This window comes from Alistipes sp. UBA6068, assembly GCF_949428155.1.
In the GTDB taxonomy this organism is placed as follows: domain Bacteria; phylum Bacteroidota; class Bacteroidia; order Bacteroidales; family Rikenellaceae; genus Alistipes; species Alistipes muris.
This window is the reverse complement of the sequence record NZ_CASQFS010000004.1, coordinates 54,894-75,518: the sequence shown is the minus strand read 5'-3', so window position 1 is coordinate 75,518 and position 20,625 is coordinate 54,894. Positions and strand designations below refer to the sequence as shown.

The window sequence follows — 20,625 nt, the reverse complement described above, 5'->3', positions numbered from 1 at the left end:
TGAAAATTAAAAATTCGGAAATCGGAGTGCCGGCCGACGGTCGGATGCCGATGTGCGCTGCTTCCCCGATACCGGGTGCACGAGGTGATTTTTAATTTTTCATTTTTAATTTTTTTCGGCAGCAGTATGGCCATCAATCAGCGACAGATCATTTCGCTCCAGCAGAAACTCTCTCCGCAGCAGATTCAGATGATCAAGCTGTTGGAGCTGCCTACCGTACAGCTCGAACAGCGCATCAAGCAGGAGATCGAGGACAACATCGTGCTCGAAGAGGAGGAGCGGTCCTCCGAGGAAGATGCCGAGCCGCAGCAGATTTCGGTCGAGGAGTACCTGCGCGAGGACGATACGCCCGCTTACAAAAGCCGCATCAACAATTACTCCAAGGACGACAAGCAGCGTCCCGTCTTTCTGACCGGGGGCCGTTCGCTGCAGGAGTATTTGGTCGAGCAGCTCAGTTTCCGCAACCTCACCGAGCGCGACATGCGGCTGTCGGTCTACCTGATAGGCAGCATCGACGAGGACGGTTATCTGCGCCGCGACCTCGATTCGATAGCCGACGACATCGCCTTTTCGGTCGGGCTCGAAACCACGGCCGAAGAGCTCGAACGGCTGTTGGGCATCATCCACGAGTTGGAGCCTGCCGGGGTCGGTGCACGCAACCTGCGCGAGTGTCTGTTGTTGCAAATGAACCAGAAAGCGGTCAATTCCCGGCCGCGGCGGCTCGCCCGCAAGATTCTGACCTCCTATTTCGAGGAGTTCGTCAAGAAGCATTACGAGAAGCTCATCGCACGGCTTCAGATTTCGGAGGAGGATTTCCGCGAGGCCATCGGCGAAATCAAGCGGCTGTCGCCCAAGCCCGGCAATCTCTACGCCGAGGGGGGCACCGACACCACGCCCTACATCATCCCCGATTTCATCCTCGATTACCAGGACGGGCGGTTCCACCTTTCGCTCAATTCCTACAACGTGCCCGAGGTGCGGGTCAACCGCCGTTATGTCGACATGATCCGCGACATGGTCGCGTCCGACGGTACGGTCAAGGAGAAGGACAAGGAGGCGATTCAGTTCGTCAAGAGCAAGATCGACTCGGCCAAGTGGTTCATTTCGGCCATCAAGCAGCGGCACGACACGCTGATGCGGACCATGCAGACGATTCTCGACTACCAGCAGGAGTATTTCAAGGACGGCGACCAGTCCAGACTGCGGCCCATGATTCTCAAGGACATCGCCGACCGCACGGGGCTCGACGTCTCGACGATTTCGCGCGTGGTCAACAGCAAGTATGTGCAGACGCAGTTCGGCATCATCCTGCTGAAGTCGCTTTTCTCCGAAGCCATGCAGACCGAGAGCGGCGAGGAGGTGTCGAGCTACGAAATCAAGAACATCCTCCAGCAGTGCATCGACGACGAGGACAAGCGCCGTCCGCTGACCGACGAGACGCTGATGGACATCCTCAATTCCAAGGGTTACCGCATCGCCCGCCGCACGGTGGCCAAGTACCGCGAGATGCTCAACATCCCCGTCGCACGGTTGCGCAAACAGATTTAACTTGGGTGAAAAGTTAAAAGTGAAAGGTGAAATGTCCCCGTCTTTTGCCGCGCCGGGCAAATCGGCAGCTTTTTGTCGTGCAGGGCGAATTTCCCCTTTTTGTCATTCTGAGCGAATTTCCCCTCTCTGTCATTCTGAGCGCAGCGAAGAATCTTATGGCAAATTAACTGCGTTTCGCTGTTCCCCTCCTCCTTGCTCCGCATAACTCGCAAGCAGTCGCAACATTTACTTTCCCTTTACCCGAATGAAACCTCTTGCCCGAATTTCTCATGCCCTTTCTTGGGCGCTGCATCCCTTTCTGCTGCCGCTCTACGCGGTGGTCTACCTGCTGACATGCACCGCTTTCGTTTATTATCCCACGGGTATGAAGTTCTATTTCGCGTGGGTCATCGTCCTCTATGCCATGGTCATCCCCGTGCTCTCGCTGGGGTTGTTGCGGGCGTTGGGGCGTGTTTCGGACTGGCGCATCGACGAGCGGCGCGAGCGGTGGTGGCCCCTGCTCATCGGCACGCTCTGTTATGTGCTTTGCGCCGTGACGCTCGCCCGGATTCCGTCGGCGGTTTTCCTGCGCAAGTTCATGTTGGCCGCGGCTTGTTGCGAGGGGATGTGCCTCGTGGTGTCTTTCTATTGGAAAATCAGCCTGCACCTCACAGCTATGGGGGCCGCCGTGGCCTTGCTTGTCATCATGAGCGTCGCCGACCCCGGGCGTTCGCTCGTGCCGTTCGCCGTCACCGTCTTCTGCGCCGGGGCGTTGGCTTCCGCCCGGCTCTACCTGGGTTGCCACAACGCTGCGCAGATCTTCGCCGGGTTCTGCGGCGGATTCTGCGTCGCTGCGTTGGCGCTTCTGTTCCTTTGATTTTCTGCGGCCATCCGCCTGCGGGTGCTATACGCACCCTTGGGCAAGCATGGCGTTGGCGACTTTCATGAAGCCGCCGATGTTGGCCCCGACCACGTAGTTCACATAGCCGTCGGGCTGCGTGCCGTATTGTACGCACACCGCATGGATGTTGCGCATGATTCCGTGGAGTTTGGCGTCCACTTCCTCGGGCGTCCACGTCAGCCGCATCGAGTTCTGGCACATTTCGAGCCCCGAGGTGGCTACGCCGCCCGCGTTCGCGGCCTTGCCCGGCGCATAGAGCAGTTTGTGCTGTTGGAAGATGCGGATGGCTTCGGGCGTCGAGGGCATGTTGGCCCCCTCCACCACGCACATGCAGCCGTGGTCTACCAGTGCCTGCGCGTTGTCGCCGTCGAGTTCGTTCTGCGTGGCGCAAGGCATGGCTACGTCGCACGGGATGCTCCACGGCCGTTCGCCGGGATGGTAGGTCGCCTGCGGGTAGCGGTCGGCGTATTCCTTGATGCGGCCGCGGAATACGTTTTTCAGTTCCATGACATATTCCAGCTTCGCCGCGTCGATTCCCTCGGGGTCGTGGACGAATCCCGACGAATCGGAGAGGGTCACCACCTTGGCTCCTAACTGCGTGGCCTTTTCGCAGGCATACTGCGCCACGTTGCCCGAGCCCGAAATGCAGACGGTCTTGCCCGCCAGCTTGTCGCCGCGCGCGGCCAGCATCTCCTCGGCGAAGTAGCAGACGCCGTAGCCCGTCGCTTCCGGCCGCAGCGGGCTGCCGCCCCAGTCGCGGCCCTTGCCCGTGAGGGTGCCGGTGAATTCGTTGCGCAGCCGCTTGTATTGTCCGAACATATAGCCGATTTCGCGGCCGCCCACGCCGATGTCGCCCGCCGGAACGTCGGTGTCCTGCCCGATGTGGCGCTGCAATTCGGTCATGAACGATTGGCAGAACTTCATCACTTCGTTGTCCGACCTGCCCTTGGGGTTGAAGTCCGAACCGCCCTTGCCGCCGCCCATGGGCAGGGTCGTCAGGCTGTTCTTGAATGTCTGCTCGAAAGCCAGGAACTTCAGTATCGAGAGGTTGACCGAGGCATGGAAGCGGATGCCGCCCTTGTAGGGACCGATGGCGCTGTTCATCTGGACGCGGTAGCCGCGGTTGACTTCGATCTCGCCGCGGTCGTTGAGCCACGGCACCCGGAAAATCACCACGCGTTCGGGTTCGGCGATGCGTTCCAGAATCTTCATCTGCTGCAACATGGGGCTGGCGGCGATGTGGGGCGCCAGCGATTCGGCCACTTCGCGCACGGCCTGGTGGAATTCGGGTTCGTTGGGGTTGCGGGCGATGAGCTGCGCCATGAATGTTTCGACGTAACGTTCGGGGGAGGTCTCCATAGAGGGGTGTTTTTTGTTTGTCCGGATTCAAAAATAGGAGGAACGGGCGGGTTTTGCAAATTCTTTAATAACGGCGCCCGCCCGCCGTCCCGTTTCCGGGGCTGTTTTTCTTATCGTTTCTTGCATGCCGGGTTCCGCCCGATTAGAGATGATAACAGAAAATGCCGGATTCTTGAAGAATCCGACATTTATCAAAAAGTTATCGACTTTTTGCCGTTTTATTGGCCCGTCTGCCGCGCAAACCGGAATCCGACATAGACGTTTTCGTATTTGCCCAGCAGTTCTGCCACGGTCGCCAGCGACGAAATCTTGCTGCCGAGCGCCGTGAAAAGCCGGACCAGCCCGTTGACGGGGAAGACGATTTGCAGCTCCGTGCCGCTGACGAAAGCGTGGCCCGGGAGGGTCCCGAGGTTGTACTTGCCTTTGGCGAAGCGGAGCGTCAGGGCGTGGGTGGCAGGCTCGAATTCGTAGGTGCCGCTCAGTTTGTGCGTCCCGAGCGTCGCCGTGAACTCGCCTTCGCGCTCGAAAGTGAATTCGCACGCTCCGGGCCGGATGCCGACCAGCTTGTAGGCCGATTCGAGTTTGGCCGCTGCGGTCGATTCGAGCGCCGCGCCGCCGATTTCGCCGCCGAGGTCTTCGCTCTCGAAGCGGACGCCCGGCGCGGTGTAGCACCATTGGCCGACGATGGCGTAGCGGGTCAGCTGGCCGTCGGTGGCCTTGTCGGCAAGTGCCGTGCCGATTTTGGTCAGTATGTCCGACCAGTTTTGCGCCGTGGCGGTTCCTGCCGACAGCCACAGTATGGCCAGCAGTAGCAGTTTCTTCATTTCGTGCGGGGTTTTACAGGTTTTCCAGTTCGTTCAGCCATGCGGCCGCCGAAGCGTCCGAGGGCATCCGCCAGTCGCCGCGCGGCGACAAGGCCACCGACCCGACCTTGGGTCCGTCGGGCATGGCCGAGCGCTTGAACTGCTGGGCGAAGAAGCGGCGGAAGAAGACGCCGAGCCATTTGTGGATCGTCGTCCGGTCGTAGCTGCCGCTGAACGCCGTTTCGGCCAGGAACAGAATTTTGGCGGGTCCGTAGCCCGAACGCAGGAAGTGGTAGAGGAAAAAGTCGTGCAGTTCGTAGGGACCCACGAGGTCTTCGGTCTTCTGGGCGATGCGCCCTTCCTTGTCGGCGGGCAGCAGTTCGGGGCTTACGGGGGTGTCCACGATGTCCAGCAGCGTCGCGCGCGCCGTCTCGTCCGTCTCGGTTTCGGCGGCCCACCGGACCAGGTGGCGGACCAGCGTCTTGGGCACCGAGGCGTTGACGCCGTACATCGACATCTGGTCGCCGTTGTAGGTGGCCCAGCCTAAGGCCAGTTCGCTCAGGTCGCCCGTCCCGACGACCAGCCCGCCCTCCATGTTGGCCACGTCCATCAGTATCTGCGTCCGTTCGCGGGCCTGCGCGTTTTCGTAGGCCGCCGAACGGTCGTCGGGGTCGAGCCCGATGTCTTTCATGTGTTGGATGCAGGCTTCGCGGATGGGTATTTCGCGGACGGTGATTCCTAAGCGGCCCATCAGTTCCAGCGCGTTGCGGTAGGTACGGTCAGTGGTGCCGAATCCGGGCATCGTGATGCCGACGATGCCCGCGCGTTCCAGCTTGAGGAAGTCGAATGCGCGGACGGTGACCAGCAGGGCCAGCGTCGAGTCGAGCCCGCCCGAAATCCCCACTACGGCGCGCTTGCAGCCCGTGTGGCGGAGCCGCTGGGCCAGGCCGTGGGCCTGGATGCGGAAGATTTCTTCGCAGCGTTCGCTGCGGTGCCCCTCGTCCTTGGGTACGAACGGCAGCGGGTCGATGTCGCGGTCGAGCGCCGCGGCGCGCAGCCCTTCGGGGATTTCCATTTCGATGACGGTGTTTTCCGACGTCGTTTCGTTGTTGCGGAATGACGTGTTGCGCCGCCGCTCGAATTCGAGCCGTTCGATGTCCACGTCGGCCACGACGAGCTGTTCTTCGGCCGCGAAGCGTTCGGCTTCGCGCAGGACGACGCCGTTTTCGGCGATGAATCCGTTGCCGGCGAAAACCAGGTCGGTCGACGATTCGCCCTGCCCGGCCGAGCAGTAGACGTAGGCCGAGAGGGTGCGGGCCGACTGCTGGGCCACCAACTGGCGCAGATAGGCGTGCTTGCCCACCCCCTCGGGCGAGGCCGAGAGGTTGAAGAGCACCTTGGCGCCGTTGAGCGCCAGCTGCGACGAGGGGGGAATGGCCGTCCAGAGGTCTTCGCAGATTTCGACGCCGAATTCCGTGCCGTTGACCTCGAACGTGAGACCGGTGCCGAAGTCGGTCTGCTGTCCGGCGACGGCGATGCGTTCCTCCTCGGCGATTCCGGCGCCCGACGCGAACCAGCGGTTTTCGTAGAACTCCGCGTAGTCGGGGATGTGGGTCTTGGGCACGACACCGAGCACGCGTCCCTGCGTGAAGACTACGGCGCAGTTGTAGAGGGTGGAGCCATGGCGCAGGGGCGCGCCGACAAGCAGCGTCAGCGGCAGTTTGCGCGTCGCCCGCACGATCTCTTCCAGCGCGGCGTCGGCCGCATCGAGCAGGGCCGATTGCAGCAGCAGGTCGCCGCAGGTGTAGCCCGTCACGGCGAGTTCGGGGAACGCGACGATTTCGACGCCCCGCCGGGCGGCTTCCTCGGCCAGCGCGACGATGCGCGCCGAGTTGTATTCGCAGTCGGCGACCCGCACCTGCGGAACGGCCGCCGCGACTTTCAGAAAACCGAAATTATCCATCCTGTCGTAATTGAAAATGAAAAATTAAGAATTAAAAATCAACGTCTCATCCGTTTGCGCAGGTCGAGTGCAAGAGTGAGCCTTGATGAAATGCGAGCCGGCTTCGGGACAAGGCCGGAAGTTCTGCAAATCATTTTTAATTTTTCATTCTTAATTTTTAATTCAAGAATTATTCGCTCCATAGCTGCGCGAGGTTGAGGATTACCTGTTGGGCCTTGCGCATGGTGGTGAGCGAGCAGTACTCGAATTTGCCGTGGAAGTTCATGCCGCCCGTGAAAAGGTTGGGGCAGGGCAGTCCCATGAACGAAAGGCGTGCGCCGTCCGTGCCGCCGCGAATGGGCCGCACCAAGGGTTTCACGTCGGCCATCCGCATGGCTTCGAGCGCCTTGCCGATGACCTGCGGATGGGGTTCGACCATCTTGCGCATGTTGAAATACTGGTCCTTGAGGGTGAGGGTCAGCACTTCGTCGCCGTATTTCTTCTTCAGCAGGTCGACCGCCGCCCACATGAAGACCTTCTTCTGCTCGAAGCGGTCGGCGTCGTGGTCGCGGATGATGTAGCTCAGCGTCGCCTTTTCGACCGTGCCGTTGAGACCTACGCAGTGATAGAATCCTTCGTAGCCCTCGGTGTGTTCGGGTTTTTCGGCTTCGGGCAGCATCCGTTGCAGGTCGCAGGCCACTTCGATGGCGTTTATCATTTTGCCCTTGGCATAGCCCGGGTGGACGTTGCGGCCCTGGATGTCGATGCGGGCGCTCGCGGCGTTGAAGTTCTCGTATTCGAGTTCGCCCTCCATGCCGCCGTCGACCGTGTAGGCGAAGTCGGCGCCGAAAGCCGCCACGTCGAAGAAGTCGACGCCGCGCCCCACTTCCTCGTCGGGGGTGAAGCCGATGCGGATTTTGCCGTGCTTCACTTCCGGGTGGGTCAGCAGGTATTCGGCCGCGGTCATGATTTCGGCGACACCCGCTTTGTCGTCGGCGCCTAAGAGGGTCGTGCCGTCGGTGTGGATGAGGGTGTGGCCCTTGAAAAAGGCGAGTTCCGGGAAATCGGCCACACGCATGGTCAGATGGCCGTTCAGCACGATGTCGCCGCCGTCGTAGTCTTCGACGATGCGGGGTTTGACGTCCTTGCCGCTCATGTCGGGCGAGGTGTCCACGTGGGCTATGAAGCCGACGACAGGGGCGTTCTCGCATCCCGGTGTCGCCGGAACCGTGCCCATGACATAGCCGTAGCGGTCCATCGTTACCTCGGTCATGCCGAGCGCCTGCATTTCGTCGCGCAGTTCCGAGAGCAGCACTTTCTGCTTGTCGGTCGACGGGTAGGTCGTGCTCTCCTCCGACGACTGGGTGTCGTAGGAGACGTATTTCAGAAAACGTTCCTGGAGCTCCATAGGATTTTTAATTCTTAATTTTTCATTTTTAATTTCAGCGTGTGCCAGGCGAAGTAGCCTATCAGCAGCAGGTACATGGCCAGCCCGACCCATTCGGCGGCGTTCGACGAAGCCCACTCCGCGAGGAACCAGTCGACGCCTGCGAACTTCAGCACGGCGCTCACCACACCCATCAGCGCTCCGCCGGCTATGAAGCCCGAGGCGATGAGCGTGCCGCGGTCGAAGCGGGCTTTGTTGAGCGTCTCGTCTTGCGTGCGCGTCGAGACGTACCAGGCTATCAGACCGCCCGTTACCAGCGGGGCGTTCAGTTCCATGGGGATGAACATGCCCAGCGCGAAGGCCAGCGCCGGTACGCCGATCGTCGTGAGTATCAGCGCCAGCATGGCGCCGCAGAAGTAGAGCATCCACGGGGTCTGCCCGCCCGTCATCAGCGGTTGGATGACGGCCGCCATGGCGTTGGCCTGCGGAGCTATGAGCGCTCCCTCGCCCACGAATCCGTAGGATTTGTTGAGCACGATCATCACGCCTGCCACGGTCGCCGCGGCAACGAGCGTGCCGAGAAATTTCCAGCTTTCCTGCTTGCGGGGCGTGGTGCCGAGCCAGTAGCCGATCTTGAGGTCGGTGATGAAGCCTCCGGCCATCGAAAGGGCCGTGCAGACCACTCCGCCGATGATAAGGGCCGCAGTCATGCCCGTGGTGCCGTTCAGTCCGACGCTCACCAGAATCAGCGACGAGAGAATCAGCGTCATCAGCGTCATACCCGAGACGGGGTTGGTGCCCACGATGGCGATTGCGTTGGCTGCCACGGTGGTAAAGAGGAAAGAGATGACGAAGACCACGGCGATGGCGGTCAGCGACTGCACCCAGCCGTCGAGCAGTCCTACATGGAAGAAGACGAAGACCGACAGCAGCGTGGCGACCAGAATCGTCAGAATCCGTTTCATCGGCAGGTCGCGGTCGGTGCGGCCCACGGCTACGGGTTGGATTTTGCTGCCCTTGAGTTCCGTCACGGCGAGCCCTACGGCCTGCCGGATGATGCGCGACTGCTTGAAGATGCCGATGATGCCCGCCATCGCGATGCCGCCGATGCCCAGCGGTTTGCCGATGAACTGAAAGAGGTTTTCGGCCGAGAGCAGGCGCTGCGGGTCGGCCAGCAGGTCGTCGCGCGTGACGCCCAGAAGCGACGCCATGACGGCGGGGTCGAGCGCTTCGGCCAGCGAGCCCACCACCGGGACGATGATGAACCACACCAGGGCCGACCCGGCCGTGATGATGAGGGCGTATTTCAGTCCGATGATGTAGCCTAAGCCCAGCACGGCGGCCGAGGTGTTCACGCTGAAGACCACCTTGAATTTCTCGGCGGCCATGGCGCCCCACGAGCAGATGCGTGTCGACACCGATTCGGTCCAAAGCCCGAACGTACCCACCACGAAGTCGTAAAGGCCGCCGATCAGTCCGGCCGCGGCCAGCAGTTTGGCCTGCGAGCCGCCCTTTTCGCCCGAGACGAGCACTTCGGTGGTGGCCGTCGCTTCGGGGAAGGGGTATTTGCCGTGCATCTCCTTGACGAAGTACTTGCGGAACGGAATCAGCAGCATGATGCCCAGCAGTCCGCCGAAAAGCGACGAGAGGAAGACCTGCCAGAATGCGGCGTCGAGCCCGAGGATGTAGAGCGCCGGAAGGGTGAAGATCGCTCCTGCGACGATGACGCCCGACGACGCACCGATGGATTGGATGATGACATTCTGCCCGAGCATGTTCTTCTTGCCCAGCACGTTGCCCATGCCTACGGCGATGATGGCGATGGGTATCGCCGCCTCGAAGACCTGCCCGACTTTCAGGCCGAGGAATGCCGCCGCGGCCGAGAAGACCACGGCCATGATTACGCCCATCGTCACCGAGTAGGGCGTCACTTCGCGCGGGGCCGAGGCTGCCGGCATCAGGGGCGTATATTCTTCGCCGGGCTTGAGTTCGCGGTAGGCGTTCTCCGGCAGCGAAGTAGGGTTGTTTTCTTCCATGATTGTCTCTCGAAATTAGAAATGAAAAATTAAGAATTAAAAATTGTTCATCGCATTTTAGGCGAACCGGATGTTCGATAAAGAGCCGTGTGGGAATGCCGCCTGTGCCGAGACGGGAAAACCTGCATGCCCCCTCCCGATTTTAATTTTTCATTCTTAATTATGAAATCGTCTATCGGTTGTCGCCGCTGCCCGCGATGCGGTTGCGTTCCATGCGCGAGCGGAGTTTGTCGACATTGGTCTGCGCCACTTCTTCCAGTTCGTAGCCCAGGTCGTGCGAGAGGGTCGCGCAGTACCACAGCACGTCGCCGATTTCCTTCATGATTTCGGCTTTCTTCTCCGGCGTGAATTCGCGGTGGCCGTCGCGGATGACTTTCTTGACCTTGTCGGCCACTTCGCCCGCTTCGCCCGTCAGTCCGAGCGTCGGGTAGACGATACGGCTTTCGGCCGGGTAGATGGCCGTTTCGAGTGCGTGCCGTTGGTATTCGTTGAGTGTCATAGGGTTGTTTTTTGGATTCTCGGAACAAAAATACGCAATAATTTCGGAACTGCCCGCCGCTCCTGCAAAAAATACGACGGACCGGAGGGCGGTTCGTCGTGGGTTCGTCGGGGCCTGCGGCCGGGTCAGAGCAGTTCCACCACCTTTTCCAGCCCGATTCCGTGCGAGCCTTTCAGCAGCACCAGCGCGTCGGCGACGGGGTGCGAGCGCAGGGCTTCGGCCAGCTCGGTCCGCGAGGGATAGAGGGTGGCGCGCCCGGTCTCCGCCATTGCGGACGCCGCATAGGCTTCGGCAAAGCGGGGGCCGACCAGATAGAGTTCGGCCGCGGGGTCCTGCATCGCCTGCCGCAGTACCGCGGCATGTTCTTCGGCCGACCACTCGCCCAGTTCAAGCATGTCGCCCAATATCAGGATGCGGCGCGTGCGCGGACCGGGCGCTTTGGCCAGGAAGTCGCCGACGGCGGCCCGCATGCTCGACGGATTGGCGTTGTAGCAGTCGACTACCAGCGTGTTGCGTGCGGTTTCGAGCCGCTGCGAGCGGTTGTTGTCGGGGGTGTAGCTCGCAATGGCGTGGCGCATCCGCTCCTCGTCGATGTCGAAGTAGCGGCCTATGGCCACGGCCGCCGCTATGTTGTAGCGGTTGTAGTCGCCCGCCAGCCGGCTCTCGATGCCGTCGGCCAGCCGTTCGGAGTAGGGTTCGCAGGCCAGTCCGCTGCGTTCGGCGACCATCTCCGTCAGCACCGGGTCTTCTTCGCGCACGAAGACGCGCCCGCCGTGAGCCGCCAGAAAGTCGTAGAGTTCGCCTTTGCCGCGCCGGATGCCCTCGGGGCCGCCGAAGCCCTCCAGGTGCGAGCGGCCTATGTTGGTCAGTATGCCGTAGTTGGGTTCGGCGATGGCGGCCAGCCGCGCGATTTCGCCGCAGGCGCTGGCACCCATTTCGACCACGCCGAACTGCACTTCGCGCGTCATGGAGAGCAGCGTGAGCGGTACGCCGATGTGGTTGTTCAGATTGCCCTGCGTGGCGCAGACCTCGAATCCTTCGGCCAGCACGCGGCTCACCAGTTCCTTGGTCGTGGTCTTGCCGTTGCTGCCCGCCACGGCAAGAATCGGGATGCCCAGGGCCCGCCGGTGTTCGCGCGCGAGTTCCTGCAAGGCTTCGAGCACGTTGTCGACCAGCACGATGCGTTCGTCGGCCGCGGCCGCGGGGTCGTCCACCACCGCATAGGCCGCCCCCTTGGCCAGCGCTTCGGCGGCGAATTTGTTGCCGTCGAACGTGGCGCCCCGCAGGGCGAAGAAGAGCGAGCCGGGTTCGATTCGCCGGGTGTCGGTCGCAATCCGGGGGTGTCGGCAGAAAAGGTCGTAGAGTGCCAAGGCTCAGATGTGTTTTTCGCCGTTCTTGTACTTCACTTCGTCGATGAACTTCTTGATGTTCTGTTCCTCGGCGCGGGGGCAGATCATCAGCACGTCGTCGGTGTCGACCACGATGTATTCCTTGAGCCCGCTGATGACGGCGATTTTGTCCTTGGGCAGCGAGATGATCGACGAGCGTGTGTCGTAGAGGTAGCAGCCTTCGTCGGGCGCGGCATTGGCGTAGCGGTCCTTGCGCGAATGTTGGTAGACCGAGCCCCAGGTTCCCACGTCGCTCCAGCCGAATTCGCCGCAGCGGACATAGACATTGTCGGCCTTTTCCATGATGCCGTAGTCTATCGAGATGGCGCGGCACTCCGAGAACACCATCTCCACGATGTTCCGTTCGGCATCGGTGCCGAGCGCGCGCATCAGTCCGCTGAACAGCGCGTGGTGTTCGGGCAGGTATTTCTCGAACGCTGCAACGATGTTCTTCACTTTCCAGACGAAGATGCCCGAGTTCCAGAAGAATTCGCCGCATTGCAGGAACGTCTGCGCCAGTTCGAGGTCGGGTTTCTCGGTGAAGCACTTCACTTTGCTCACGGGCTGCGCGTCCGACACCTGGATGTAGCCGTAGCCCGTGTCGGGTCGCGTGGGTTTGATGCCCACGGTCATCAGCGCGTCGTGCCTGTCTGCGAATTCGAGGCATTCGCCGATGATGGCCCGGAAGTCGTCTTCGTTGAGTATCAGGTGGTCCGACGGGGTGACGATCATCTCGGCGTCGGGGTTCTGCCCCAGCAGCGTGTAGGCCGCATAGGCGATGCACGGGGCCGTGTTGCGGCCTACGGGTTCGCACAGCACCTGCCGTTCGGTGAGCTCGGGCAGGTGTTGCAGCACCAGGTCCTTGTATTTGCGGTTGGTCACCACCAGGAAGTTTTCCGGCGGGACGATTTTCTCGAAACGTTCGTAGGTGTGGCGGATGAACGACTTCCCGGTCCCCAGGATGTCGAGGAACTGTTTGGGCATCGACTGCCGGCTCTTGGGCCAGAAGCGCGAGCCGATTCCGCCCGCCATGATGACGCAGTATCTGTTGCTTGCCATAATGCTTGCTGTTATGTCGGATTGTAACTACAAAGATAAAAATATTTTCGTAACTTTGCCGCCTACGTGGAATTAAATTTCACCTTTCCCATGCGGATAAAACTCTTTACCATACCCAATCTGCTGACCCTCTCCAACCTCCTCTGCGGGGCGTTGGGCGCCGTGGCGGCTCTCTCGCGGGGCAATCTGACGGCGGCTTTCGGGTTCATGGCCGCCGCGGCCGTCTTCGATTTCTTCGACGGGTTCGCGGCGCGTCTTCTGCGGCAGGAGGGGCCGATAGGCGGCGAGCTCGATTCGTTGGCCGACGACATTTCGTTCGGGTTCCTGCCCGCGGCGGTTCTCTATGTGCTTTACGGGCGGTCGACCGGCGGTCTATTGCCCGAGTGGGCCGGATTTTTGGTCTTCGTGTTTGCGGCGTGCGCGGCTTTGCGGCTCGCCAAGTTCAACATCGACGATTCGCAGCATACCGAGTTCTGCGGGCTTCCGTCGCCTGCCGCGGCGCTTTTCTGCGCTTCGCTGGGGCTGTTGGCCGAGCGTTACGGGCTGGAGGTTTCGCGCGAGGCGGTGGTACTCGCGGCTTGGTCCGTCGGGGCGTTGATGGTCTCGCCCGTGCGGATGTTCGCCCTCAAGTTCTCCCATTACGGGTGGAAAGGGAATGAAATACGTTATTCGTTTTTGGCGGTGAGCGCCGTGTTGCTCGCCGTGTTGCAGTTGCGGGCCATTCCGGTCGTCGTGGCGCTTTACGTGTTCGTGTCGCTGGTCCGGTGGGCCGCCTGCCGCACGCATTCGGAAAGCTGACCCCTTGTGGCCCACGAAATAGGACCGTGCGGAACACGAATGGTGTGAAACGGAAAAAGCAGGCTGAAAATTAAATCGTTATCTTTGCGGCGGATTTCCGCCTCCGGTGTATGTCGAGGTTGTCGAGAAAATTGGTTCGTACTCTGCTGGCGGGGTTGCTGACGGCGGTTCCCGCGAGCGCGCTGGCTCAGCTGGACGCCCGGGCTATCCTGCGGGCGCAGCAGCGCGGCGAGCAGACCAACCTCTACGGCAACAACCCCTACGAGACCCAGGACGAGGAGGGCGCCGAACAGCCTCAGGACACCACCAAGAAGAAAAAGCGTATCCGCAAGCCGCTCGAATCCTATTTTTTCAGCGATTCGGTCCGGGCGCTCAACAACTTCAAGTGGCACATCGACCCCGATTACAACCGCGTGGAAATCGGACCGCTGGACACCACCCTCATGGATTTCCGGATCGACTATCCGTTCTACCGCGAGGGGGTGGGCGACATGGCGCAGGGCGCCCTCGGGCAGACCTCGATGCCGCTCGACTACTTCCGGCGGCCGCAGTTCTTTGACTTCAGTTTTGCCTCTCCCTACTACGCCTATATCTACGACATGCGCAGCGTGCCGTTCTACAATACCAAGCGGCCGCTCATCCGCATGGGTTACATCGAGTCGGGCCAGAAGCGTTACCGCGAGGAGAATTTCAACATCATGCTCGCGCAGAACGTTTCGCCGTCCACGGGTTTCAACGTCGATTACAAGGCGCGCGGTACGCGGGGGTTGTACGCTTGGTCGCGGACCAAGAACCACAACCTCTCCGTCGCTTTCAGCCACACGGGCAAGCGTTATTCGGTCCACGCGGCCTACTACAACAACCACATCGAGCAGCAGGAAAACGGCGGTGTGGTCGGTATCTGGGCCATCGCCGACACTACGTTCCAGCATCCTTCGGGCGTGCCCATGAAGTTGGCCGACGCCGAGGCGAGGAACATCTACCGCAACAACGCCTTTTTCCTCACGCAGTCTTACGGCATCCCATTGCAGCGGATGACCGAAAGCGATTTTTCGATGGCGGGGCTTTCGGCGGTCTACATCGGCCATTCGTTCCAGTACAGTTCGTGGAGCAAGGTCTACACCGACCGCCGGGCCGACTACGTCAACGACCGCGACCACCGCGACGAGGAGGGTAATTTCGTCTCGGCCACGGGCAGTTACTACGACGATTGGTTCATCAACCCGGCGCAGTCGCGCGATTCGCTCTACGAGCGGGTCATTTCCAACCGCGTTTTCGTGCAGGCCCAGCCGTGGGACCGCAACGGGGTGGTCGGCACGATAGATGCGGGCGTGGGTCTGGACCTGCACGCCTATTCGCAGTTCGCGATGGACGACTACCTGACCGGAAAATACCGCAGGGTGAAGAAGACCAGCTACTTCGCCTACGGGTCGGTCGGAGGCAAAATAAAGAAGTATGTCGACTGGGATGCCAACCTCAGGTTCTACCCGTCGGGATACAGAGGCGGCGATCTCGAAATAGGCGCTCACCTGGCGCTCACGGGATTCATCCGCCGACACCCCCTGATTCTCGAAGGGCGGTTTTCGATGAACCGCCGCACGCCCTCTTACTGGCAGGAGAATCTCTTCTCGAACCACTACCGGTGGTCCGCTCCTTTGGACAAGGAGAATGAAACTCGTTTCGAGGTCCGGTTCGCCGTCCCCGATTTCGCCTTCGAGGCGGGATTGCAGCAGGGCGTTGTCGGCAGCAAGGTCTACTACGGCGCCGACAGCCGTATCGCCCAGCACGACGGTACCGTCAGCCTCACGAGCGTGTACGCCCGCAAGGATTTCCGTTTCGGCGGATTTCACTTAGACAACAGGGTATTGTTGCAGTGGAGTACCAATCAGGAAGTTGTACCCGTGCCGCTGTTGGGCGCCTACCTGTCGTATTATTACGAGTTCTGGGTGGTGCGCGACGTGCTGCGGCTGCAGATCGGGCTGGACGGCCGTTACCACACCAGGTATCGGGCTCCGAGTTACAATCCGGCCTTGTCTGCCTTCTACAACCAGCGCGAGGTCGAGGTGGGAAATTACCCTTACGTCGACGCTTTCGCGATGGCCAAGTGGAAAAGGATGCGCATTTTCTTGAAGTATCAGCATGTCAACAGGGGTTTGTTCGGCAACGGCGAGTATTTCTCCGTCGCCAATTATCCGCTCAATCCCGGCATGTTCAAGATAGGCATCTCGTGGGGTTTCTATGATTAGCGTATTGTTCTGCACGGCATAAGCTGCCCGCAAACCGTTTTTGTATGTTCAGAAAGAGCGTTCTGATTTTTTCGTGTCTGATGGTGCTGACTTCGTTCTGCGGGTTCCATACCCGCTGGACCGTTCCGGCTTTGGCTTCCGATACCATCGGGCCCGATTATTCGCTGCTCATGGAGGGCGATTACGTCATTTCGCCTTACGACGAGCTGATTCGTCATATCAGCGAGGAGGAGGGCCACGACTGGCGGCTCATTTCGGCCATGGCCTACCACGAGTCGCGTTTCCGTTCGCACCTCGTTTCGCCGCGCGGCGCGCGCGGGCTTATGCAGGTCATGCCTTCCGTGGCCCGGCAGTTCGGCGTGCCCGTCGAGTTGATCGCCGACCCTCAAATCAACGTCCGGCTCGCCAACCAGCTCTTGTCGAGTATCGTCGACGCGCTCCAGATGGCGGAGAATACTCCGGCCAGGGACCGCATGAGTATCATGTTGGCGTGTTATAACAGCGGGCTCGGTCATGTCCGCGATGCGCGGCGTCTGGCCCGCCGCGACGGCCGCAACCCCGATTCGTGGGACACGGTCCTCGATTATCTCAGTTTGAAGGCCCTGCCCGAGTATTACGAGTCCGAGCTCGTCCGCTGCGGGCGTTTCACAGGCTCCGGTATGACGCAGGCTTATGTCGACGACGTGTTGGAGTATTACCACGAATATTGCAAGAGGGCCGGGCGTTAGCCGCGGTCATCCCCAAGTCATAGCGAACCCCGCAGACCATTCATGGCCTGCGGGGTTCGTTTTGCGGTTCGGGGAGGGTTTGCGCCCGTTAGGGGGAAAGCAGCACGCAGATGCTGGACGCAGCGCACGGGGAGGCCGTTGCTCCGGTTGCCGTTGTTGAGCGGATTCACGTTGCCCGTGTGGAACCAGAAGTCGCCTGCGTTGTGATTGCCCGCAACGTAGGACGATGAGCACCAGGAACCGCCTTCCGTGCCGACGACGTTCAAGGCTCCCGTCGAGTAGAGGCGGTAGCCCGTAGCAGGTGTTGAGTAGCAATCGCTGGAATGGATGACAGAAAAAAAGAGTTTTCCGCCAGACTGGATTGAATAACTGGCGGTTGTTCGTTCCCGGCCGGACCGGAAACGCGTTGTGCCGCCAGCGGATTGCTGAATCTGCGGACCTCGCTGGCAGAAGCCGTGACCTCTGCCACTCCGGGCCGGCTGCTTTCGGGGTTATCGGTTTTCGCCGAGGTCGGCTTCGTCGTAGATCAGTTCGAGGTCGTCGAGCCACATGCCGCTTTGGGTCGACCCCGTGAAGTAGTCGCCCCAGCGCGAGGCCGAGCCCACGATTATCATATGCGTCGGCGGGGTCGTCTTGTCGCGCCAGTCTATCGGGATGGTGAACTGCGTCCATTCGCCGACGCTCTCGGTCAGAATCCGTTCGCCGTAGCCGACGACGGCTTTGGCGTTCTTGTCGAAAAGCAGCTGGTCGCTCGGTTTGGTGCGTATCTGTACGGGCGATTCTGCGGTGCCGCCGTATTCCGCCGGGGTCCATGTGCCGAGCGCTATGTAGATCGACCCTTCGTCCATGTCGTCGGTGGTCAGCGTCATGCCCGCAGGGCTGCTGCCTATCTTGTCGATTTGGCCTTGCCGGTACTTCACCCAGCCGCGCAGAGCAATGGGGTGGGTGGCGAACGGACGGCCGAAGTTGAGAATGCCGTCGGTGCCGTCGGTCTTGAAGTATTTGCCCGTGAAGATGTTGCCGGCCGCAAATTTGCCCAAGGTGCCCATGCCCACGAATTGGGAGTGCAGATAGGCCGAGGTCGTGCCGGCCGAACCGGGCCGGGGTTCGTTGGCATTGGTCGTCACGTTGACGCCCATGGTCGCCGAGCCGTGGTTTCCGGTGTCCCAGAATGCTTGGTCCTCCGACAGATAGGGGCACAGCGCTTTCTTCGGCGTGCTCCACTCTTCAAATCCGGCGTTGGGCAGCGCCAGTGCCGGTTCGGTGGTGAACTTTTGCACTTCCGAAAGATCGTCGTTCGAGTATGCCACCGCTTCGTAGGCGGTTTCGGGCACCAGTCCCTTGATTTGGGTCGAGAACGAGCCGCCGTCGAAGACGATCTGTTCCTGCGGCACTTCGATCCACTCTGCCTCCCCCTCGGGCCGGTAGCGGAAGCCCAGTTTCGTGCCGCTCAGACCGTCGGCATAGAGCCAAGCCGAGTGGGTCCACGGGGCTGCTTTCGTGAACGATACCTTGATTTCGGTGTATTCCACCACAAGCATCCAGCGTTCCTCACGGCCGTGGTAGGTCGCATAGACTTCGCGGAAGCCGCCTCTTTCGGCGAAATCGGTCAGCAGGTGGAGGTTCGTGTCGTTGAGGTCGTCCGTGAATACACACGACATGTGGGTGATGCCGCGCGGCCCCAGTTTCAGCGAGGTGACTTCGACGTGCGACAGGTCCTCGAATCCTACGTAGGCTTTGGCCCGCAGGTTGGCCGGGTCCCATTCCGTGCTGCCGACCTGTCCGGCCACGGTGAACGAGCGCTCGATGGTCTGCTGCGCTTCGATGGTCCACGGATATTCCTGATATATCGCAAGGGTCGTATAGATCGGGGTCCGCATGTCGTGCACTCCGACGATTTCTTTCGTGACCGTGGCGTTTTCGGTTATCTTGCACGATGTGATTTCCACGGCCTGGATGTCGGTCGTCTCTTCCAGCGGCAGCACGACGCGCCGCGCCGCCAGGTCGATGGCCGGGGCGCCCGACAGCCCTTCGGCCGCGATTTCCTCGATGGTGCACTCTACCAGCGGATAGGGTATGTCGTTTTCGATACACCCTGCCAGCACCAGCGCCAATATGCAGAAACCAAGTCGTTTCATAGTTTTTTGCAAGTTCGTCTATTGGAGTCTTAACGTAAATGCGGGCGAACTTATTTCGATTCTTAATTTTGAATTGTTGGTCTACGTCCTCCGGTTGCCTTTTTTCTTGTTCCACAGGTGGACCGTCATGCCGATTTTGATGTCGGCGATGTTGAGCCGGAAGTCCATCTTCGAGTAGCGGCGCGTGCCTACTTCGTTGCCTTGTTCGTCGAGTTGGCGGATATGCGTGTATTTGAAGCCGCCCAGTCCGAACGAGAGGGTCGCGCAGACGTTCGGGAACGCGTAGACCGCTATGCCCGGGCTGAAGCCCACCTTGAGGGTGGCATTTTCCGATTTGGTTTGTTTGCCGTGGTCGCCCGATTGGTAGGCGAAGAGGTTGTCGCCCATGGTGAACGCCAGCTCGAATTCGCCGAAGGCTCCGAAGCGTCCTTTTTCGTCGAGCGGTACGTAGGAGCGGTGGAACAGCCCTATCGAGTAGCGGTTGCTCGTCAGATTGAGCCACGGCACGTCGAACGAGAGCCCGTTCTGTTCGCCCAGATTGATGCCGAACGAATCCAGCTTGCCCGAGATGCGGGTGTAGCCGAAGCGCACGCCCACGCAGTTGTTGTCGCGGTAGAAGTAGCCCGCAAAGGGGTTGACCGTCGTGATGTTGCCGCGCAGACCGATGTTCTCGAAGATGGGGAACATGTCGGCGTCTTCGGTCGAGAGCGTGCCGTAGGAGATGGTCAGTCCGCAGAGTGTTTCGCCCTTGAAGACAAAGCGGTTCTTGTTGATTTCGCGGTCGATGCGGCGGCTCGTCGGCAGGAAGCGGTGTTTCAGCCGCATGCCGCCCGGCCGGGAGTTCTCCGCGGCGGCGGTTTCTTCGGCCGCAGGGGTTCCGGCTTTCGGTGTCTCGGCCTTAGCGGTTTTCTCCTGCCCGGCCGGTTTCTCGGCGGCGGTGAGAGACGGAGTTGCCAGCAGCAGCCCTGCGAGCCATAGGATATGTAGCGTTCGGTTTTTCATCGTGCGCGCGGGTCAGAGGTGGAACGAAACGCCCAGTCCGATGGAGAGGGGGTTGATGCGGAAGTTCATGTTGCTCGTGCGGATGTCGGCCGTGCTGACCTGGTTCTGCACCTGGTGGGAGTGGGTGTAGCTGATACCCATCACACCGATGTTGAGTTCGATGGCCATCGTGTTGGTCGCAAAGGCGATCAGCCCCGGCGAGACGCCCAAGGCGATGGATGTGCCCGTCTCGTAGGTGCCCCGGATCGGGGTGTCGGCGGCGAATTTGGTCTGGTGGCCTCCTAATCGCAGCGTCATTTCGTTGAACAGCGCGAAGCGTTTGTTGCGTCCCAGCGGGATGTACTGGCGCCAGAAGACGGCGGCCGAATAGGTGTGCTTGAGCGAGTAGTAGTAGTCGGCCCGGATGTGGGTGCCCGATTCTTCGTCGCCGAAGTTCAGTTCGCCCCCGTCGATGCGCAGCAGCGTGCGCGAGTAAATCAGCCGCAGGCCCACAGCCATGTTGTCGCGCAGGGCGTAGCCGATCATCGGCGTGATTTTGAACGTGTAGCCGTCGCTGTCGATTCCCTCGACGATGAGGAACGTGTAGTTGCTGTTCGTGTGGGTCGAGTAGGAGGCCGAGCCGCCGAAGATCCATTGTCCGGCCGGGACGAACACGTGTTTCACGTCGACCAGACCGCGTTTCGCGCGTATTTCGTTGATGGTCGGCCGGGCCGTCGTGTCGGCTCCGGCGGGCGCTTCGGCCCGCGCTTCGGTCCGCAGGGCCGCACACAGCACGGCGGCGGCAGTCAGTACTTTGCGTAGGAAAGTCATTC

At 60.8% G+C, this 20,625-nt stretch carries 16 protein-coding genes; 5 read left to right on the top strand and 11 right to left on the bottom strand.

The genetic code is table 11. From position 1 onward, the window contains the following. Window positions 1-126 precede the first annotated feature (126 nt). Both rpoN and QVG21_RS03400 read left to right on the top strand, forming a co-directional pair. Window positions 127-1,548 (top strand): RNA polymerase factor sigma-54, encoded by a 1,422-nt coding sequence (gene rpoN / locus QVG21_RS03405; RefSeq protein WP_251214209.1) that lies wholly within the window; start codon window positions 127-129, stop codon window positions 1,546-1,548. Window positions 1,549-1,792: 244 nt separating this feature from the next. Beyond that, window positions 1,793-2,404, top strand: a complete 612-nt coding sequence (locus QVG21_RS03400; protein ID WP_251214208.1) for a PEX28-32 family peroxisomal membrane protein — start codon at window positions 1,793-1,795, stop codon at window positions 2,402-2,404. 27 nt (window positions 2,405-2,431) lie between these two features. On the opposite strand, the gene gdhA is transcribed toward QVG21_RS03400, so the two are convergent. The 8 genes from gdhA to QVG21_RS03360 all read right to left on the bottom strand — a co-directional run bounded on the left by gdhA (window position 2,432) and on the right by QVG21_RS03360 (window position 12,901). Next, a complete protein-coding gene (gdhA, locus tag QVG21_RS03395) occupies window positions 2,432-3,787 on the bottom strand; it encodes an NADP-specific glutamate dehydrogenase (protein WP_287922293.1) in 1,356 nt (451 codons plus the stop codon). A 218-nt stretch (window positions 3,788-4,005) separates the two neighbouring features. Further along, window positions 4,006-4,611, bottom strand: coding sequence for a DUF4923 family protein (locus QVG21_RS03390; protein WP_287922290.1), 606 nt, complete (start codon window positions 4,609-4,611; stop codon window positions 4,006-4,008). A gap of 13 nt (window positions 4,612-4,624) precedes the next feature. Continuing rightward, the gene (locus tag QVG21_RS03385; RefSeq protein ID WP_287922287.1) at window positions 4,625-6,553 is read right to left on the bottom strand and encodes an NAD(+) synthase; all 1,929 of its coding nucleotides are present in this window, start codon (window positions 6,551-6,553) and stop codon (window positions 4,625-4,627) included. A 169-nt stretch (window positions 6,554-6,722) separates the two neighbouring features. Further along, window positions 6,723-7,940 (bottom strand): peptidase T, encoded by a 1,218-nt coding sequence (gene pepT / locus QVG21_RS03380; protein ID WP_287922285.1) that lies wholly within the window; start codon window positions 7,938-7,940, stop codon window positions 6,723-6,725. 14 nt (window positions 7,941-7,954) lie between these two features. After that, a complete protein-coding gene (locus QVG21_RS03375) occupies window positions 7,955-9,955 on the bottom strand; it encodes an OPT family oligopeptide transporter (RefSeq protein WP_287922282.1) in 2,001 nt (666 codons plus the stop codon). A gap of 172 nt (window positions 9,956-10,127) precedes the next feature. Continuing rightward, entirely contained in the window at window positions 10,128-10,454 is a 327-nt protein-coding gene (locus QVG21_RS03370) for a nucleoside triphosphate pyrophosphohydrolase family protein (protein WP_251214202.1), read from the bottom strand. A gap of 125 nt (window positions 10,455-10,579) precedes the next feature. After that, window positions 10,580-11,824 carry a UDP-N-acetylmuramoyl-tripeptide--D-alanyl-D-alanine ligase gene (locus tag QVG21_RS03365; protein ID WP_287922279.1) on the bottom strand — a complete coding sequence of 415 codons (1,245 nt, stop codon included), beginning with the start codon at window positions 11,822-11,824 and terminating at the stop codon, window positions 10,580-10,582. Between the two features lie 3 nt (window positions 11,825-11,827). Then, window positions 11,828-12,901 carry a mannose-1-phosphate guanylyltransferase gene (locus tag QVG21_RS03360; RefSeq protein ID WP_251214200.1) on the bottom strand — a complete coding sequence of 358 codons (1,074 nt, stop codon included), beginning with the start codon at window positions 12,899-12,901 and terminating at the stop codon, window positions 11,828-11,830. A 90-nt stretch (window positions 12,902-12,991) separates the two neighbouring features. Between QVG21_RS03360 and QVG21_RS03355 the strand changes: the two genes are divergently transcribed. The 3 genes from QVG21_RS03355 to QVG21_RS03345 all read left to right on the top strand — a co-directional run bounded on the left by QVG21_RS03355 (window position 12,992) and on the right by QVG21_RS03345 (window position 16,673). Next, the gene (locus QVG21_RS03355; protein WP_287922275.1) at window positions 12,992-13,699 is read left to right on the top strand and encodes a CDP-alcohol phosphatidyltransferase family protein; all 708 of its coding nucleotides are present in this window, start codon (window positions 12,992-12,994) and stop codon (window positions 13,697-13,699) included. A 131-nt stretch (window positions 13,700-13,830) separates the two neighbouring features. Next, on the top strand, window positions 13,831-15,945 hold the full coding sequence (locus QVG21_RS03350) for a putative porin (protein WP_305155700.1): 2,115 nt from the start codon (window positions 13,831-13,833) through the stop codon (window positions 15,943-15,945). Between the two features lie 44 nt (window positions 15,946-15,989). Further along, window positions 15,990-16,673 carry a transglycosylase SLT domain-containing protein gene (locus QVG21_RS03345; protein WP_287922270.1) on the top strand — a complete coding sequence of 228 codons (684 nt, stop codon included), beginning with the start codon at window positions 15,990-15,992 and terminating at the stop codon, window positions 16,671-16,673. A 491-nt stretch (window positions 16,674-17,164) separates the two neighbouring features. Here the strand turns inward: QVG21_RS03345 and QVG21_RS03340 are convergent, their stop codons facing one another. The 3 genes from QVG21_RS03340 to QVG21_RS03330 form a co-directional block, all read right to left on the bottom strand. Then, window positions 17,165-18,811 carry a PCMD domain-containing protein gene (locus QVG21_RS03340; protein WP_287922267.1) on the bottom strand — a complete coding sequence of 549 codons (1,647 nt, stop codon included), beginning with the start codon at window positions 18,809-18,811 and terminating at the stop codon, window positions 17,165-17,167. Between the two features lie 81 nt (window positions 18,812-18,892). Next, window positions 18,893-19,813: a hypothetical protein gene (locus tag QVG21_RS03335; protein ID WP_287922264.1), complete on the bottom strand. Its 921-nt coding sequence runs from the start codon at window positions 19,811-19,813 to the stop codon at window positions 18,893-18,895. Between the two features lie 12 nt (window positions 19,814-19,825). Further along, on the bottom strand, window positions 19,826-20,623 hold the full coding sequence (locus QVG21_RS03330) for a hypothetical protein (RefSeq protein ID WP_287922261.1): 798 nt from the start codon (window positions 20,621-20,623) through the stop codon (window positions 19,826-19,828). Between the last annotated feature and the right edge of the window lie 2 nt (window positions 20,624-20,625).